15 protein-coding genes and 1 pseudogene are annotated in these 15,646 nt (G+C 71.6%); 10 read left to right on the top strand and 6 right to left on the bottom strand.

All coding sequences use genetic code 11. The features are described from left to right. Positions 1 to 4: 4 nt before the first annotated feature. Positions 5 to 982 carry a Bug family tripartite tricarboxylate transporter substrate binding protein gene (locus AC3WPZ_RS13070; RefSeq protein WP_382163370.1) on the top strand — a complete coding sequence of 326 codons (978 nt, stop codon included), beginning with the start codon at positions 5 to 7 and terminating at the stop codon, positions 980 to 982. Here AC3WPZ_RS13070 and AC3WPZ_RS13065 read toward each other — a convergent pair. Then, positions 979 to 2,541 (bottom strand): YifB family Mg chelatase-like AAA ATPase, encoded by a 1,563-nt coding sequence (locus tag AC3WPZ_RS13065; RefSeq protein WP_492439959.1) that lies wholly within the window; start codon positions 2,539 to 2,541, stop codon positions 979 to 981. The genes AC3WPZ_RS13070 and AC3WPZ_RS13065 overlap by 4 nt on opposite strands. Before the next feature lie 333 nt (positions 2,542 to 2,874). Between AC3WPZ_RS13065 and AC3WPZ_RS13060 the strand changes: the two genes are divergently transcribed. Beyond that, positions 2,875 to 3,213, top strand: a complete 339-nt coding sequence (locus AC3WPZ_RS13060; protein ID WP_291124926.1) for a P-II family nitrogen regulator — start codon at positions 2,875 to 2,877, stop codon at positions 3,211 to 3,213. A gap of 32 nt (positions 3,214 to 3,245) precedes the next feature. After that, entirely contained in the window at positions 3,246 to 4,664 is a 1,419-nt protein-coding gene (amt, locus tag AC3WPZ_RS13055; RefSeq protein WP_444687923.1) for an ammonium transporter, read from the top strand. A 69-nt stretch (positions 4,665 to 4,733) separates the two neighbouring features. Here the strand turns inward: amt and AC3WPZ_RS13050 are convergent, their stop codons facing one another. Beyond that, entirely contained in the window at positions 4,734 to 5,375 is a 642-nt protein-coding gene (locus AC3WPZ_RS13050; protein ID WP_492439957.1) for a TetR/AcrR family transcriptional regulator, read from the bottom strand. Between the two features lie 58 nt (positions 5,376 to 5,433). Between AC3WPZ_RS13050 and AC3WPZ_RS13045 the strand changes: the two genes are divergently transcribed. Further along, positions 5,434 to 5,955: a DinB family protein gene (locus AC3WPZ_RS13045; protein WP_492439955.1), complete on the top strand. Its 522-nt coding sequence runs from the start codon at positions 5,434 to 5,436 to the stop codon at positions 5,953 to 5,955. On the opposite strand, the gene AC3WPZ_RS13040 is transcribed toward AC3WPZ_RS13045, so the two are convergent. Both AC3WPZ_RS13040 and AC3WPZ_RS13035 read right to left on the bottom strand, forming a co-directional pair. Next, positions 5,952 to 6,911 (bottom strand): Bug family tripartite tricarboxylate transporter substrate binding protein, encoded by a 960-nt coding sequence (locus AC3WPZ_RS13040; RefSeq protein ID WP_492439953.1) that lies wholly within the window; start codon positions 6,909 to 6,911, stop codon positions 5,952 to 5,954. The genes AC3WPZ_RS13045 and AC3WPZ_RS13040 overlap by 4 nt on opposite strands. Positions 6,912 to 6,946: 35 nt before the next feature. Beyond that, a complete protein-coding gene (locus AC3WPZ_RS13035) occupies positions 6,947 to 8,371 on the bottom strand; it encodes an FAD-dependent oxidoreductase (RefSeq protein WP_492439951.1) in 1,425 nt (474 codons plus the stop codon). 115 nt (positions 8,372 to 8,486) lie between these two features. On the opposite strand from AC3WPZ_RS13035, the gene AC3WPZ_RS13030 reads away from it, so the two are divergent. From AC3WPZ_RS13030 to glcF, 4 genes are all read left to right on the top strand, one after another. Then, positions 8,487 to 9,275, top strand: coding sequence for an IclR family transcriptional regulator (locus AC3WPZ_RS13030; RefSeq protein WP_492439949.1), 789 nt, complete (start codon positions 8,487 to 8,489; stop codon positions 9,273 to 9,275). A 59-nt stretch (positions 9,276 to 9,334) separates the two neighbouring features. Next, complete coding sequence (locus AC3WPZ_RS13025; protein WP_382163356.1) at positions 9,335 to 9,559, top strand: hypothetical protein; 225 nt, start codon at positions 9,335 to 9,337, stop codon at positions 9,557 to 9,559. Between the two features lie 74 nt (positions 9,560 to 9,633). Further along, positions 9,634 to 10,734, top strand: a complete 1,101-nt coding sequence (gene glcE / locus AC3WPZ_RS13020; protein WP_492439947.1) for a glycolate oxidase subunit GlcE — start codon at positions 9,634 to 9,636, stop codon at positions 10,732 to 10,734. Between the two features lie 16 nt (positions 10,735 to 10,750). Further along, positions 10,751 to 11,983, top strand: a complete 1,233-nt coding sequence (gene glcF, locus AC3WPZ_RS13015) for a glycolate oxidase subunit GlcF (protein ID WP_382322747.1) — start codon at positions 10,751 to 10,753, stop codon at positions 11,981 to 11,983. Between the two features lie 393 nt (positions 11,984 to 12,376). Here glcF and AC3WPZ_RS13010 read toward each other — a convergent pair whose 3' ends face one another. Then, positions 12,377 to 13,276, bottom strand: coding sequence for a LytTR family DNA-binding domain-containing protein (locus AC3WPZ_RS13010; protein WP_382322748.1), 900 nt, complete (start codon positions 13,274 to 13,276; stop codon positions 12,377 to 12,379). A 150-nt stretch (positions 13,277 to 13,426) separates the two neighbouring features. Between AC3WPZ_RS13010 and AC3WPZ_RS13005 the strand changes: the two genes are divergently transcribed. Then, a complete protein-coding gene (locus tag AC3WPZ_RS13005; protein ID WP_492439945.1) occupies positions 13,427 to 14,620 on the top strand; it encodes an acyltransferase family protein in 1,194 nt (397 codons plus the stop codon). Here the strand turns inward: AC3WPZ_RS13005 and AC3WPZ_RS13000 are convergent. Further along, on the bottom strand, positions 14,550 to 15,035 hold the full coding sequence (locus AC3WPZ_RS13000) for a glutathione peroxidase (RefSeq protein WP_382163347.1): 486 nt from the start codon (positions 15,033 to 15,035) through the stop codon (positions 14,550 to 14,552). The genes AC3WPZ_RS13005 and AC3WPZ_RS13000 overlap by 71 nt on opposite strands. Before the next feature lie 170 nt (positions 15,036 to 15,205). Here AC3WPZ_RS13000 and AC3WPZ_RS12995 point away from each other — a divergent pair. After that, a pseudogene (locus AC3WPZ_RS12995) lies at positions 15,206 to 15,646 on the top strand (hypothetical protein); the annotation flags it as partial.

Raw genomic sequence — 15,646 nt, 5'->3', positions numbered from 1 at the left:
CACCATGAACCCCAACCGTCGCACCGTGTTGATCTCCGCGGCCGGCATGGCCGCCGCGCTGGCCATGCCCGCGCACGCGCAGGCGCCTTTCCCGAACCGGCCCATCCGCCTGGTCGTGCCTTTCCCGCCGGGGGGCTCGACCGACGTCGCGGCCCGCACGATCGCCGAGCGCATGGCGCAGGACCTGGGGCAACCCGTCATCGTCGACAACCGCCCCGGCGCCGGCACCACCATCGGGGCGGCCAACGTCGCGGCCGCCGCGCCCGATGGCCACACGCTCTACATCACCGGCACCATCAGCCACGCGTCGGCCGCCGCGCTGTACAACAAGCTGAGCTACGACCCGGTGAAGTCGTTCACGGCGGTGGGCTTCGTCACCGAGTCACCCTTCATCCTGGCCGTCAACAGCGCGGCGCGCGAACACACGGTGCAGGAGCTGATCCAGGCCGCGCGCGCCCAGCCCGGCGAGATCACGTACGCCTCCAGCGGCAACGGCGCGGCGCCCCACCTCTCGGCCGAGCTGCTGGCCCGTTCGGCCGGCGTCAAATTCCTGCACGTGCCCTACAAAGGCGTGGGCCCGGCCCTCACCGCCTTGCTGTCCAACGAAGTGCGTTTCACCGTGGCCGACGCCGGCGCCGTGCCGCACATCGCCGGTGGCCGCCTGCGCGCGCTGTCGGTGCTCAGCGCCAACCCCTCCCCCATGCTGCCCGGCGTGCCCGGGCTGGCCTCGTCGGGCATCAAGGACGTGGACATCTCCAGCAACCTCGGCCTGCTTGCGCCGGCCGGCACGCCCACCGACGTGCTGGACAAGCTCCACGCCAGCCTGAACCGCTCGCTCGCCCAGGAGGGCATCAAGGCCAAGCTGGCCGGCCTGGGGCAGCTGGTCGCCCCGCGTTCGCGCGATGAGTTCATGCGCACGCTGGTGAACGACGTGCAGCGCTACGCCAGCGTGGTGAAGGAAGCGGGCATCCGGATCGACTAACCGCCGGCGCCGGACTGGCGCAGCACGCGCCGGTACTGCACCGCCTCCGCCACGTGCGCGGTGGCCACCGCTTCCGCGCCCGAGAGGTCGGCGATGGTGCGCGCCACGCGCAGGGCGCGGTGCGTGCTGCGCGCGCTCCAGCCCAGGCGCGCGGCGGCGGTGTGCAGGAACTTCAGCGCGGCCGGTTCGGCGTTCACGTGCGCGTCCAGCGCCTGCCCGGCCAGGGTCTGGTTGGTGCTGCCCTGGCGGGCCTGTGCGCGCTGGCGCGCGAGGTGCACGCGCTCACGCACGGTGGCGCTGGGCTCGCCGGCCGCGCCGTGCAGCAGGTCGTCCGGCGGCAGCGCGGGCACCTCCACATGCAGGTCGATGCGGTCGAGCAGCGGGCCGCTGAGCTTGCCCTGGTAACGCGCGATCTGGTCGGGCGTGTCGCGGCAGGCGCGCGTGGGGTGGCCCAGAAAACCGCAGGGGCAGGGGTTCATCGCGCCGATGAGCTGGAAGCGCGCCGGGAACTCGCTCTGCATGGCCGCGCGCGAGATGCGGATGTGGCCGCTCTCCAGCGGCTCGCGCAGGGCCTCCAGCGCCGAGCGTGGAAATTCCGGCAGCTCGTCGAGGAACAGCACGCCCTGGTGCGCCATGGAGATCTCGCCCGGCCGGGGCGGCGAGCCGCCCCCCACCAGGGCCACGGCGCTGGCGCTGTGGTGGGGCGCGCAGGTCGGGCGCTGGCCCCAGCGCTCCAGGCTGAAGCGCCCGGCCAGCGAGGCCACGGCGGCGGACTCCAGCGCCTCCAGCGTGCCCATGGGCGGCAGCAGGCCGGCAAAACGCTGGGCCAGCATGGACTTGCCCGAGCCCGGCGGGCCGACCAGCAACAGGCTGTGGCCGCCGGCCGCCGCGATCTCCAGCGCGCGCTTGGCGGCCACCTGGCCCTTGACGTCGATCAGGTCGGGGTAGCGGGGCAGGGCGGCGCGCGCGGTGGGCGCCAGGCGGGCCCAGCCGGCCTCGTCGGGTGGCGGCGGTGGCGCCGTGTCGGACTCGCGCTCGGGCAGGAAGCGCGCGACCACATCGAGCAGGTGGCGCGCGCGGTAGACCTGCGCCTGCGGCACCAGCGCCGCTTCCTCGGCGCTGCCCGGCGGCAGCACCAGGCGGGTCGGGCGCTCGGTGTCCTGCCGGTGCACGGCCAGGCTCATGGCCAGCGCGCCGCGCACCGGCCGCAGCTCACCACCGAGCGAGAGCTCGCCCGCGAACTCCCAGCCGGCCAGCCGCGCCGCGTCGATCTGCCCGCTCGCGGCGAGGATGCCCAGGGCGATCGGCAGGTCGAAGCGGCCGGAGTCCTTGGGCAGGTCGGCCGGCGCCAGGTTCACGGTGATGCGCTTGTTCGACGGGAACTCCAGCCCCGCGTTGGCGATGGCCGAGCGCACGCGCTCGCGCGCTTCCTTCACGCCGGTGTCGGCCAGGCCGACCAGCGTGAAACTGGGCAGGCCGTTGGCGAGGTGGACCTCGACGCAGACCGGGCGGGCTTCCAGGCCGAGCAGCGCGCGGCTGTGCACCAATGACAGACTCATGTGTGGTTTCTCCCTGTTTCGGTGCGCGCCCAGGCCACCCGCTGGGGCAAAAGGCGCCCCGTGGGCCGCACCCAATTGGTGCGCACAGCTTTGGTGTGGCCGTGGGCGATCGGGGCGGCGGTGGCGCCTGAAAAATCCGGGCGCGCGGCCCAACTGTAGGTGGCCGCCAGGACCCGAACCCGGGGGGGTACGCGGGCGGGGGCCGTTGGCACGGTCCATGCTTGGGGGTGTAAGCGATTGAATCCGGGCCGTGGAGTTCCATGGTCCCTCCGCAAACCGCGGTGTCGGCCCTCCGGTCTGAGCACCCTTCCGTTCTAGAAGAGGAATCACAGCATGAAAATGGTTTCAGCCATCATCAAGCCGTTCAAGCTGGACGAAGTGCGCGAAGCACTTTCCGGCATGGGCGTGCAAGGCATCACCGTCACCGAAGTCAAGGGCTTCGGCCGCCAGAAGGGCCACACCGAGCTGTACCGCGGCGCGGAGTACGTGGTCGACTTTCTGCCCAAGGTCAAGATCGAGGCCGCCGTGTCCGACGAGCTCGTCGAGCGCGTGATCGAAGCCATCGAAGGTGCCGCGCGCACCGGCAAGATCGGCGACGGCAAGATTTTCGTCACTTCCCTGGAACAGGTGGTGCGCATCCGGACCGGCGAGACCGGCAAGGAAGCGCTCTGATCGCCGCCCCCTGAACAAGAAAGATCACGGACATGAAAAAACTCATCGCAACCCTGTTCCTGGGCATGGGCCTGGCCTTCGGTGGCCTGAACGCCATGGCGCAGACCGCCGCGCCCGCGGAGGCCCCCGCGGCCGCCGCCCCTGCCGAAGCCGCGCCGGCCGCGGCCCCCGCTGCGGCTGAAGCAGCCCCCGCTGCCGCCGCCGAAGCCGCGCCGGCCGCTGCCGCCGCGCCCGCGCTGGACACCGGCGACACCGCCTGGATGCTGACCTCCACCATGCTGGTCATCCTGATGACCATCCCGGGCCTGGCCCTGTTCTACGGCGGCCTGGCCCGTTCGAAGAACATGCTGTCGGTGCTGATGCACGTGTTCGTCATCTTCTCGCTGATCACCATCCTCTGGTGCGTCTACGGCTACAGCCTGACCTTCGTGGGCGAAGGCAAGTTCGTGGGCGGCTTCGACAAGGTCTTCCTCAAGGGCATCACGGCCGACACGCTCTCGGGCCTGCTGCCGACGATCCCCGAGTTCGTCTTCGTGGCCTTCCAGTCGACCTTCGCGGCCATCACCTGCGCGCTGATCGTGGGCTCGTTCGCCGAGCGCATCAAGTTCTCGGCCGTGCTGCTGTTCTCCGTGATCTGGTTCACCTTCAGCTACATCCCGATGGCCCACATGGTCTGGGGCGGTGGTCTGCTGGGCGCCGACGGCGCGCTGGACTTCGCTGGCGGCACCGTGGTGCACATCAACGCCGGTATCGCCGGTCTGGTGGGAGCCTACGTGGTGGGCAAGCGCATCGGCTACGGCAAGGAAGCGCTCACCCCGCACAGCCTGACGCTGACCATGGTCGGTGCCTCGCTGCTGTGGGTCGGCTGGTTCGGCTTCAACGCCGGCTCGGCGGGTGCCGCCAACGGCGTGGCCGGTCTGGCCTTCATCAACACCATCCTCGCCACCGGCGCGGCCACGCTGTCCTGGATCGCGGGTGAAGCGCTGCACAAGGGCAAGGGCTCCATGCTGGGTGCCGCTTCGGGTGCCGTCGCCGGTCTGGTGGCGGTCACGCCGGCCGCTGGCTTCATCGGCCCGATGGGCTCCATCGCCCTGGGCCTGATCGCCGGCCTGGTCTGCCTGTGGGGCGTGGGTGGCCTCAAGAAGATGCTGGGTGCCGACGACGCGTTCGACGTGTTCGGCGTGCACGGTGTCGGCGGCATCGTCGGCGCCATCCTGACGGCGGTGTTCGCCGCCTCCAGCCTGGGCGGCGTCAAGGCCGACGACTACGCCATCGGCGCCCAGCTGTGGGTGCAGATCAAGAGCGTGCTCGTGACCATCGTCTGGTCCGGCGTGGTCTCGTTCGTGGCCTACAAGATCGTGGACATGATGGTCGGCCTGCGCGTCAGCGAAGAAGCCGAGCGCGAAGGCTTGGACATCACCTCGCACGGCGAGACGGCCTACAACCGCTGAGTTCTCCTGGGATCGATCTCCCCCTGGTGGGAGGTCCAGCCCGCGAGCCGACAGGCCCGCGGGCTTTTTTCATGCCGGGGCTCGGCGGCGGGCGACGTCCCTCAGGTACAGCAGCAGCAGGCGCACCAGTTCCGAGCGGACCGCCGTCGACGCCAGCTCGCCGCGGCGGATGGCGTTGTGGATGACGCCATCCAGCGCGTCGGACACGAGGGTGCCCGCGAGCGCGTCCGCGGCCGCCGCGGTCGTCTGGCCGCGGTAGTGGGCGACGGCGCTGGCGTGGCAGCCCAGGTAGGTTTTTTCGAAGGCGCTGTGCGGGTCGCGCAGGCCTTCGGCGGCCAGGACCTCGTCGAGCAGGACCTGGTGCAGGCCAGGGTTCCCGGCGTGCACCGCGATCATGTCGTCGACGAGTGCTTCGACGTACCGCCTCAGGCTTTTCCCGGCGGCCGGCTTTTGCACCGCCGACAGGCAATCGTCCAGGTGCTGGCGGCGGATCGCGTCGATCAGCGCGTGCTTGTCGGGAAAGTACTGGTAGAGCGATCCGATGCTCACGCCGGCCGCTTCCGCGACCGCGTTGGTCGTGAACCCCGCCCAGCCGCGCTGGCCCAGAATGCGAGCCCCCGCCTGGACGATCGCGTCCACCGTCGTGCGCGAGCGGGCCTGGCGAGGTTGTTTGCGCACGGGCGCGGACACGGCGGGAATGCGAGTAGACATGCGGCCTCCCAGGTCAGAGGATGTGAGCCATTGACTCACATTCTGAAGGAGATGGACCATGGGCTCTCTGGCATCGCTGCAAAGCCTGTTCCGCTACCAGGCCTGGGCGCACGGCGAACTCGTCGACGCACTCCAAGGGCTCGATGCCGGGGGCCACGCCCCGGCGCGGCACGACGCGCTGCGGCTGCTCAACCACGTCCTGACCGTCAACCGGATCTTCATGGCCCACCTGACCCGCCAGCCGCACGGCTTCACGGCGGACAACGCGCCGGACACGCCGACGCTGGAGGCCTTGAAGCATGACCTGCGCAGCTCGGACCGCTGGTACCTGGACCACCTGCGCGGCCTGAGCCCCGAGGCGCTGGCCGAGCCCTGGCCTTTCGCCTTCACCGATGGAGACCGAGGGTGCATGACGCGCGAGGAAATGCTGCTGCACGTGATCGTGCACGGCAGCTACCACCGGGGCGAGGTGGGGCGCCTGCTTCGCCAGGCCGGCGCGCCACTGCCCTGGGACACCTTCGCGGTCCACCTGCATGGCCGCGAGCCTCAGCGGCGGGCCGCACCGGCGGGGGTTCTCTAGTCGAGCCGGATGCCGGCCTGCCGGACCACCTTGCCCCACTTGTCGTACTCGCTGCGCACGAAGCGCGACAGCTCCTCGGCCGTGCTGCCGGCGGGCTCGGCGCCCAGTGCGCTCAGGCGCTGCAGCAGGGCCGGATCTTTCAGCGCGCTCACCACCTCGGCCTGCAGCCGCTGCACGATGGCCGGCGGCGTGCCGGCCGGCGCGAACAGGCCGTACCAGGCGCTGACCTCGTAGCCGGGCACGCCGGACTCGGCGATGGTGGGCACCTCGGGGAAGGCGGACGAACGCCGCGCGTTGGCCACCGCGATCGGGCGCAGCTTGCCGGCGCGGATGTGCGGCTCCACCGTGGCCAGGTCGAAGGTCATGTTCACCTGACCGGCCACTACGTCGGTGACGCCCTGCACCACGCCCTTGTAGGGCACGTGCACGATGTCCACGTTCGCCATCGTCTTGAGCAACTCGCCCGCGAGGTGCTGCGAGGCCCCCGCGCCGCCGGACGCGTAGGTCAGCTTGCCGGGGTTGGCGCGCGCATAGGCCAGCAGCGAGCGCATGTCGGTGGCCGGCACGGCCGGGTTGGTCACCAGCATCAGCGTGCCGCTGGCCACCAGGCTGATGGGCGTGAAGTCCTTGAGCGTGTCGTAGGGCATGCGCGAGAACAGGTGGGCGTTCACCGCGTTGGTGCCGATCGAGCCCATCAGCAGCGTCAGGCCGTCGGGCTTGCTCTTGGCCACGGTGTCGGCGCCGATGTTGCCGCTGGCCCCGGGCTTGTTCTCCACCACGAAGGGCTGGCCCAGGCGCGGGCTGGCGTGCTGCGCGATCGCGCGCGCCAGGATGTCGGTCAGGCCACCGGCCTGGAACGGCACCACGATGCGCACGGGAGCGCTGGGGTAGTCGCTCGCGCCGTGCGCGGTGAGGCCGCAGGCGGCCAGCAGCAGGGCGGTGATGGTTTTTTTCATGGTGTGTCTCCTCATTGTGGTGGGGGAAGTCGGGATCAGTGCGTGCCGTCCAGGATGGCGCCGTCGGCCTGCAGGCGCGAGCGCAGCGCCTGCACGGGCAAGGTGGCGAAGTCGGCAACACCGGCGCCGCTGTCGAGCAGCAGGGCCGCGGCGGTGCCCGCGGCCTGGCCCATGGCCAGGCAGGGGCCCATCACGCGCGCCGAGCCGTTGGCGCCGCGGTCCGAGGAAAAGATGCGTCCGGCCGCCACCACGTTGCGCACGCCCTGCGGCAGCAGGCAGCCCCAGGGAATGTCGTAGGAACCCCCATCGCGCACCGGAATGCGGATCTGCCCGGTGCCCGACTGGTGGATGTCCACGTGGTGCGAGCCCTTGGCGATGCCGTCGTCGCGCTTGCGCGCGCTCAGCACGTCGTCTTCCGACAGGCTGTCGTGGCCGACGATGCGGCGCGTCTCGCGCACGCCCACGCGGGTGGCGATGCCGCTGAAACCGGCCTGCTCGAAGCCCGGCACATGGCGCTGCATGAACGCGCTGCATTGCCAGACCTGGTCGGACAGCGTGGCCAGCGTGGCGCTGAGGGCCTGCGTGCGCGTGCCGTCGATGCCGCCCACGCGCGTGCTGTTGAGGCAGACCTCGCCGCGCTGGCGCGAGGTGGGCTGGACCATGATGAGCGCGGTGGGGTAGAGCTCGCCGCGTTCGATCGCGCCCGCCACCAGCGGGCCATCGCCCTTGAGGAACACCGTGGGCTCGCCCTGGGCCTGCGCGGCCCGGGCCAGGGCCTGGTCGGTGCGGCCCTGGCGGATCGCCTCGCTCTCGCCCAGCGCGAAGTGCTCGGGGTGCGCGTGCAGGAACTCGAGCAGCGGCGCGGTGCGCACGCCGGCCATGCGGAACATCATGGAGACCGGCTGCATCTCGCCCTGGCTGCCGCCGTGCAGCGCCTGGCCGCCCGCGGCGCGCACGATGTCGGCGTCGCCCGAGCAGTCGATGAACAGCGGCGCGCGGATCTCGGTCAGGCCCTCCTTGTTGCGCACCTGCAGCGCGTGCACCGTGCCGCCGTCGCGCACCACGCCGGTGGCGGTGGTGTGCAGCAGCAGCTGCACCCCGGCGCGCGCCAGGCAGCGCGCCACCGCGAGCTTCATCACCTCCGGGTCCAGGCACACGTACCAGATCAGCCGCCAGTCGTTGAGCGGCCCGATGTAGCCGCCCAGGCGCTCGCACTCGGCCAGCAGCTCGCGGCCCGTGCCGCCCAGGATCCATTCGCCGCGCGCGTTGAGCGCGCCGTCGATCGCCATGCCGCTGACCAGCTCGCCGCCGGGCAGGGCGCCGGCCTCCACCAGCGTGACGCGCGCGCCGCCGCGCGCCGCGGCCAGGGCCGCCGCCACGCCCGCCGCGCCGGCGCCCAGCACCACCACATCGCTGTCCATCGCCTGGCGCGTGGCCGCGAAATCCTCGAATGTCTGCATCGTGTCCCACTTTCCGTTGGTGTGCCGATCCCGTGATCGGCCCTGGGGAAATTATTCCGAGCGCGGTCGATGGCAGGGGCATGGGTGCGCCCGGTTTTTCCGTATAGTGGACAAAATGTCTTCCGCCATTTCTTCGCCCGATGGGGCCCGCAGCCTGCACCGCGCCATCGGCCTGCTGCGCCTGCTGTCCATGCGCACCGCCACCGGCTGGCGGCTGAGCGACCTCGCGCAGGAGGCCGGGCTGGAGCATTCGACCGTGCACCGCATGCTGGCCTGCCTGCTCGACGAGGGGCTGGCCGTGCGGGTGCCGGGCACGCGGCGCTACTCGCTGGGGCCGCTGGCCCACGAGTTCGGCGTGGCCGCCGCGCCGCACTTCGCGATCGAACGCCTGGCCGCGCCCGGGCTCGCGCGGCTGGCCGCCGAAACGCGCGACATCGTGTTCCTGAACGTGCGCAGCGGCGCCGAGTCGGTGTGCGTGGCGCGCTTCGAGGGCCGCAAGGCACTCAAGGCCTACACCGTGGACGTGGGCACGCGCCGCCCATTGAGCCTCTCGGCCGGTGGGGTCGCCATGCTGATCGCGCTGCCCCGCGCCGAGCAGACGCGGCTGGAAGCGCTGAACCTGCAGGCCATCGTGCGCCGGGGCGAAGCGCGCCAGACGGCGGTGCGGCGCATGGTGCAGCGCTCGCGCCGGCTCGGTTATGGCTTCAACCAGGAGGACATCATCCCGGGCATCGCCGCCCTGGGCGTGGCGATCCGCAGCCCGTCGGGGGCGCCGGTGGCCTCGCTGAGCCTGGCCGCGACCGGGGCCGACCTGGCGGCCCGCCAGCCGCGCCTGCTGACCTTGCTGCGTGCCGAGGCCGAGCGCATCGCCGCGCAGCTGGCGCCGCTGCGATACCCCCCCTGATATCGCCTGCCGGCCGCGCCTATGATGCGCGCCCGACACCCACATTCAGGAGGAGTCCCATGTTCCGTGCACCACCGCGCCTTGTCGCCCTCGTTCTGTTCGCCAGCCTGGGCCTGAGCAGCCTGCCGGGGCAGGCCGCCAGCGGCGGTCAGCGAAAAGCGCCGTCCAAGGTCACGTTCCACAAGGCGCCGTCGGAAGAAGCGCCGGCCGCGCGCGACAAGCGCCTCAAGCGCGAGTGCCAGGGCCGGCCCAACGCCGGCATGTGCATGGGCTACACCCGGTAGGGCACGCCGCGATTGCATCGCGGCGTGCAGAAAATTCAAAGCCGGAAAGAGGTCGGGCGACTACCATCGTCGCCATGTCTTTCCCGCCCCACGAGACCCCCGGCGAACTGATCGACCGGGTCCGCGCCGCCGCGGCCGCGCACGCGCCCCTGCACATCGCCGGAGGCCGCACCAAGGCCTTCTACGGCGAGGCCGTCGCGGGTGACACCCTGTCCACCACCAGCTGGTCGGGCATCGTGAGCTACGAGCCGACCGAGCTGGTGGTCACGGTGCGCGCGGGCACGCCACTGGCCGAACTGGAGGCGGTGCTGGCCGAGCGCGGCCAGTGTTTCCCGTTCGAGCCACCGCACTTCGGCCCTGGCGGCACCGTGGGCGGTATGGTCGCCGCGGGCCTGGCCGGCCCGGCGCGCGCCAGCGCCGGCGCGGTGCGCGACTACGTGCTCGGCGCGCGCTTCATCAACGGGCGCGGCGAGCTGCTCACCTTCGGTGGCCAGGTCATGAAGAACGTGGCCGGCTACGACGTGAGCCGCGTGCTCGCGGGCTCCCTGGGCACGCTGGGCGTGATCACCGAGGTCAGCCTCAAGGTGCTGCCGGTGGCGCCGGCCGAGGCCACGCTCGTGTTTGCACTCGGCCAGCACGAGGCGCTGGAGCAAGTGCACCGCTGGGGCGGCCAGCCGCTGCCGGTCAACGCCAGCCGCTGGGCCGCGGACCGCCTCACCGTGCGCTTGCGCGGTGCCGTCGCGGCGGTGGAGGCCGCCTGCGAGCGCCTGGCGCGCGAGGCCGGCGGCACCCGCCTGGACCCCGCGCAGGCCGGCCGCGACTGGGCCGATGCCCGCGACCAGCGCCTGCCGTTCTTCGAGGCACCGGCGGCCGACCTGGGCCTGTGGCGCCTGTCGGTGCCGCAGACCGCGCCGGTGCTGGACCTGCCCTGGGCCCCGCTGATCGAATGGCAGGGCGCGCAGCGCTGGCTGTGGGCGCCCGCGGGCGCGGCCGGCCAGATCCGCGCGGCCACCGCGGCCGTGAACGGCCACGCCACGCTGTTCCGCGCCGGGGCCGACGGCGCGCCCGGCGTGCCGCGCTTCCACCCGGCGGCCACCGCCATCCAGACCATCACGCAACGCCTGCGCGCCGAGTTCGACCCGGCGGGCATCTTCACCCCGGGCCGCATGGGCTGACCGGAACCGAGCGACCATGCAAACCCAGCTCTCTCCCGAATACCAGCAGCGCGCCGACGGCCGCGCGGCCGAGGCCATCCTGCGCAAGTGCGTGCACTGCGGCTTCTGCACCGCCACCTGCCCCACCTACCAGCTGCTCGGCGACGAACTCGACGGCCCACGCGGGCGCATCTACCTGATGAAGCAGGTGCTCGAAGGCGCCGAGCCCACGCGCAAGACCCAGCTGCACCTGGACCGCTGCCTCACCTGCCGCAACTGCGAAAGCACCTGCCCGAGCGGGGTGGACTACGGCCACCTGGTCGACATCGGCCGCCAGATCGTGGACGAAAAGGTGCCGCGCCCGATGGGTGAAAAGGCCGTGCGCTGGTTGCTCAAGGAGGGCCTGACCTCGCCGCTGTTCGCGCCGGCCATGAAGCTCGGCCAGATGGTGCGACCGCTGCTGCCCGGCCTGCTCAAGGACAAGGTGCCCGCGCCGCGCGCGGCCGGCGCCTTGCCCACGCGCACGCACGCGCGCCGCGTGCTCTTGCTCGCGGGCTGCGTGCAGCCGGCCATGATGCCCAGCATCCACGCCGCCACGGTGCGCGTGCTCGATGCGGCCGGCATCCAGGGGGTGCTCGCACCCGAGGCCGGGTGCTGTGGCGCGGTGAAGTTCCACCTGAACGACCAAGACGGCGGGCGCGCCCAGATGCGCGCCAACATCGACGCGTGGTGGCCGCTGATCGAAGGCGGCGTCGAGGCCATCGTGATGAACGCCTCGGGCTGTGGTGTGACGGTGAAGGCGTACGGGCACATCCTTCAGGGCGACCCGGCCTATGCGGCCAAGGCCGCGCGCGTGAGCGAACTCACGCGCGACCTGAGCGAGCTGCTGCCCGCGCTGGTGCCGGTGCTGCGGCCCTTGTTGAAGCAGGCGCCGGACGCGGCGCGCGTGGTGGCCTTCCACCCGCCCTGCACGCTGCAGCACGGCCAGCAACTCAAGGGCGGTGTGGAGCAGCACCTGGGTGCCTTGGGTTTCACGGTGCAGGTGGCGAACAACGAGGCGCATCTGTGCTGCGGTTCGGCCGGCACCTACTCGGTGCTCAACCCCGAGATCGCGCACACCCTGCGCGACCGCAAGCTCGGCCACCTGGATGAGCTGCGGCCGGCGGTGATCGCCAGCGCCAACATCGGTTGCATCACGCACCTGCAGAGCGGCACGGCCACGCCGGTGCGGCACTGGGTCGAGGTGCTAGACGAGGCTTTGGGGTTCTGAGTTTTCCGCTCCACCGGGTTGGCGAGGTCGGGTGGTCCGGGCAGGCTGGCGCCGGCCTCTCGCGGGCGTCTGCCCGGGCCCACCGCCACCCTTTCGTCAACACCGGGTGGGCGCGCACCCTCTGTGGCAACCGCGAATGGGGCCGGCGCCCTCCTGCCCGGACCACCCGCCCCACGACAAAAGTAGGCGTGCCAAGCTGGGTGTGCCCACGCTTCTTGCAGGACAGTGGCGGCGTCCGAATGCGCAGGCCCCCATTCGCGGTTGCCACAGAGGGTGCGCGCCAACCGTGGTGTTGATGAAGTGACGTTTGCGTGCCCGGGCAGACGCCCGCGAGCAGGGCCGGAGCGGTCGGATCCCGCCACTGTCCTGACGCGAGGTCTCCCGCCAGGGCCTTCAGCGCGCCGCCGCCGCTGAGCCGGGTGACACGCGGCCGCGCTGGCCGATCGCATCCCGATGGCGGCGGCTGCAAGGCACCGTGGAGCCATCGCGCATGGTCAGGCGCGCATCGCCGCTGTCCAGCGGCTCGATCTCGGCGACATGGTCGAGGTTCACCGCGTGGCTGCGGTGCACGCGCACGAAACGCTCCGGGTCCAGCTGCTGCAGGAACTCGGTGAACGTCGAGCGCAGCAGATAGTCGTGCCCATTGACGTGCAACCCCACGTAATTGCCCTGGGCCTGCACCCACTCGATGTCCGACGCGGCCACCAGGAACTCGCGGCGCAGCTTGCGCACCAGAAAACGCGCCGGACGCGGCGCGGGCAAGGGCGCCGCGTCGGCGCCGCCAGGGGCCGGCTCCGGGGCATCGAGCAGCTTCGCCTCGCCGGTGAGCCGCAGCATCAGAAAGCGGTAGCTCATCAGCGCCGCGACGATCAGGGCGTAACTGCGCACGTCCTTCAGGTACTCGTAAGCCAGCTGCAGCGGCCAATCGCCGAAGCCATAGCGCGCGCCCACGAGCGCGTAGGCGGCCTGGCGCAGCAACACCATGCCCGCCACATGCAGGACGCAGAACACCACGCTGGCCACCAGATGCAGCGGCAGGGCGGTGCGCAGCGTCTCCCAGCGCAGCGGCACGCCGCGCTCGAACACCACGATCGCCGGGATCAGCAGGCCGGTGGCCAGGGCGCTGGAGACCTCCCACACCACCGGCTGCCACGCGGCGACCCGCGGCAGGTCCACCCAGGCCACCAGGGTGTTGAAGGCCGCCTGCAGCGCCAGCACCCCCACCCAGAACGCCACTTCGACCCGGCGGCGGATCGCCGGGTAGCGCGCAAACCAGTCGGGTGCATAGGCCATGGCCGCCAGTCTAGGCCCGAGGGGCCGCCCCGCCCATCCCTGCGGTGAGCCACCCGTCACAGCCGGCCCACGGGTCGTCCCAAAGCGCTGCGTGGGAGCGCGCGCCGGGCCAAGAATCGGCGCCTTTCCCGTCCGACCGAGGGGCCCTTCATGAACCGCCGACACGACATCGATGCCCTGCGCGCCCTGGCCTTCGGCCTGGTCATCCTGTACCACGTGGCCATGTACTACGTCGCCGACTGGCATTGGCATCTGAAAAGCCCGCACGTCGCCGAATGGCTGCAGTGGCCGATGCGCGCGCTCAACCTCTGGCGCATGGACCTGGTGTTCCTGATCTCCGGCGTGGCCTTCGGGTTCCTGCGGCAGGGCCACGCGCCGCTGAGGCTGATCGGGCGGCGCAGCCTGCGCCTGGGGGTGCCGCTGGCGTTCGGCATGGCCGTGGTCGTGCCTTACCAGGTGTATGTGCAGGTGGTCGACAACGGCAGCATCGGGCCGGGTTTCCTGGCCTTCCTGGCGCGTTACTTCACCGGCGGCCCCTGGCCGCGCGGCGCCTTCGACGGCTGGGAGGCCGGTGTCACCTGGAACCACCTCTGGTACCTCGCCTACCTGTGGGTGTACACGGGGGTGCTGGCGCTGCTCACGCCGGTGCTGGACTCGGCCGCGGGCCAGCGCCTGCGCATAGCGTTCACCCGGCTGCGCGGCCCGGCGCTGCTGCTGTTGCCCGTGGTGCCGCTGGCCCTGTACTCGTTCACCCTCTGGCCGCGCTTTCCACCCACCCACGACCTGATCCACGACGCCTGGCTGCACGCGGTGTACTTCACGCTGTTCGTGTACGGGTACTGGATCGGGGTGGACGCGGGGCTCTGGGCCTCGCTGCGCCGCCTGCGCTGGATCGCCCTGGCGCTGGCGCTGGGCTGGTTCGCGCTGCACGTGGGCCTGCGCACCGCGGCGGTGGGTGGGGCCCCCGCCTGGCGCCTGGCGGCGCGGCTCGCGGCCGACGCCTACCTGTGGACCAGCCTGGTGGCGGTGCTGGGCTGGGCCCACCACCGGCTCAACCGGCCCTGGCCCTGGCTGGGTTGGGCCAACGAATCGGTGTACCCCTGGTACGTGCTGCACCAGACGCTGATCCTGGCGCTGGCCGTGCTGCTGGCGCCGCTGGCGCTCGGGCCGGTGGCGGAGCCGGCCGTGCTGCTGCTGGGCACGGTGCTGGGCTGCTGGGTGCTCACCGATGGCCTGGTGCGCCGCTCGGCGTGGCTGCGCCCGCTCTTCGGCCTCAGCCCGCGAGCGCGGCCTCGATGTCCTTCGCCAGCTTCTCCGGCGCGTCCTGCGGCGCGTAGCGCTTGAGCACGCGGCCGTCCTTGCCCACGAGGAACTTGGTGAAGTTCCACTTGATGGCCTTGCTGCCCAGCAGGCCCGGGGCCTCGGCCGTGAGCCACTGGTAGAGCGGGTGCGCGTTCGCGCCGTTGACGTCGATCTTGCCCATCATGGGAAAACTCACGCCGTAGTTGAGCTGGCAGAAGCTGGCGATCTCGTCGTTGCTGCCCGGGTCCTGGCCGCCGAACTGGTTGCTCGGAAAACCCAGCACCACCAGGCCGCGCGCGCCATACGCCTGGTGCAGCTTCTCCAGCCCGCCGAACTGCGGCGTGAACCCGCAGGCGCTCGCGGTGTTGACGATCAGCAAAGGCTTGCCCTCGAACTGCCGCAAAGGCACGGGCTTGCCGTCGATGGACTGGGCTTCGAAGTCGTAGATGCTGCTCATGCGGGCTCCTGGGACGGGGGTGGGTGCAGTGTGACGGATTGTGCGCCGCAGCGGGGATGTACGACGAAAGGTGCATTCGCGGGCGCTGGCGTAACGCTTCCCCCTTCCCCCGGCCTGGGCGGTGCGGGCATACTGACCCGCAACATCCAATAACGAATCTGGGGCTGGAGATGGTGGCTGCATACACCGTGGCGCTGGTGGGGTTCTCCCAGACCGAGTCGTCGACATTCGAATCGTTCTTTCGCCTGGCCTCGCGCCGGCCGCCGGGCTACCTGGTGCAGGACGAGGTCATGGACGCGCAGATCCTGATCGTCAACGCCGACAACGTGCGGGCCGTGGTGCTGGTGCGCGACGCCGAGCTGCCCGGCCGGGTGATGCTGGTGGGCAGCTCCGACGGCGGCACCGGCTGGCCGCTGCAGCGCAAGCCCGTCAAGCTGGTGGCCATGCTGGCCGCGCTCGACGAGATCGTGGGCGCCACCCGGCCCCCGCCCGCGCGGCGCCGCGCGCCCGATGCCGCGAACGGCGGCGAGCCCTTCCCGCCGTCCCAGTTCCAGGGCCTGGACGCGAGCATGCAGCTGGCCAGCGGGCGCGCGATGCCCACCCCCCAGCAC

This window comes from Hydrogenophaga sp. FW305-3-2-15-A-LB1 (genome assembly GCF_058787875.1).
Note: the sequence above shows the minus strand (reverse complement) of the source record. Positions and strands in the feature narration are given on the sequence as shown.

What these genes read in the sequence shown, in the direction of transcription:
- AC3WPZ_RS13070 (WP_382163370.1), top strand. Translation starts at nt 5, where the DNA reads ATGAACCCCAACCGTCGCACCGTGTTGATCTCCGCGGCCGGCATGGCC.
- AC3WPZ_RS13065 (WP_492439959.1), bottom strand. Translation starts at nt 2,541, where the DNA reads ATGAGTCTGTCATTGGTGCACAGCCGCGCGCTGCTCGGCCTGGAAGCC.
- AC3WPZ_RS13060 (WP_291124926.1), top strand. Translation starts at nt 2,875, where the DNA reads ATGAAAATGGTTTCAGCCATCATCAAGCCGTTCAAGCTGGACGAAGTG.
- amt (WP_444687923.1), top strand. Translation starts at nt 3,246, where the DNA reads ATGAAAAAACTCATCGCAACCCTGTTCCTGGGCATGGGCCTGGCCTTC.
- AC3WPZ_RS13050 (WP_492439957.1), bottom strand. Translation starts at nt 5,375, where the DNA reads ATGTCTACTCGCATTCCCGCCGTGTCCGCGCCCGTGCGCAAACAACCT.
- AC3WPZ_RS13045 (WP_492439955.1), top strand. Translation starts at nt 5,434, where the DNA reads ATGGGCTCTCTGGCATCGCTGCAAAGCCTGTTCCGCTACCAGGCCTGG.
- AC3WPZ_RS13040 (WP_492439953.1), bottom strand. Translation starts at nt 6,911, where the DNA reads ATGAAAAAAACCATCACCGCCCTGCTGCTGGCCGCCTGCGGCCTCACC.
- AC3WPZ_RS13035 (WP_492439951.1), bottom strand. Translation starts at nt 8,371, where the DNA reads ATGCAGACATTCGAGGATTTCGCGGCCACGCGCCAGGCGATGGACAGC.
- AC3WPZ_RS13030 (WP_492439949.1), top strand. Translation starts at nt 8,487, where the DNA reads ATGTCTTCCGCCATTTCTTCGCCCGATGGGGCCCGCAGCCTGCACCGC.
- AC3WPZ_RS13025 (WP_382163356.1), top strand. Translation starts at nt 9,335, where the DNA reads ATGTTCCGTGCACCACCGCGCCTTGTCGCCCTCGTTCTGTTCGCCAGC.
- glcE (WP_492439947.1), top strand. Translation starts at nt 9,634, where the DNA reads ATGTCTTTCCCGCCCCACGAGACCCCCGGCGAACTGATCGACCGGGTC.
- glcF (WP_382322747.1), top strand. Translation starts at nt 10,751, where the DNA reads ATGCAAACCCAGCTCTCTCCCGAATACCAGCAGCGCGCCGACGGCCGC.
- AC3WPZ_RS13010 (WP_382322748.1), bottom strand. Translation starts at nt 13,276, where the DNA reads ATGGCCTATGCACCCGACTGGTTTGCGCGCTACCCGGCGATCCGCCGC.
- AC3WPZ_RS13005 (WP_492439945.1), top strand. Translation starts at nt 13,427, where the DNA reads ATGAACCGCCGACACGACATCGATGCCCTGCGCGCCCTGGCCTTCGGC.
- AC3WPZ_RS13000 (WP_382163347.1), bottom strand. Translation starts at nt 15,035, where the DNA reads ATGAGCAGCATCTACGACTTCGAAGCCCAGTCCATCGACGGCAAGCCC.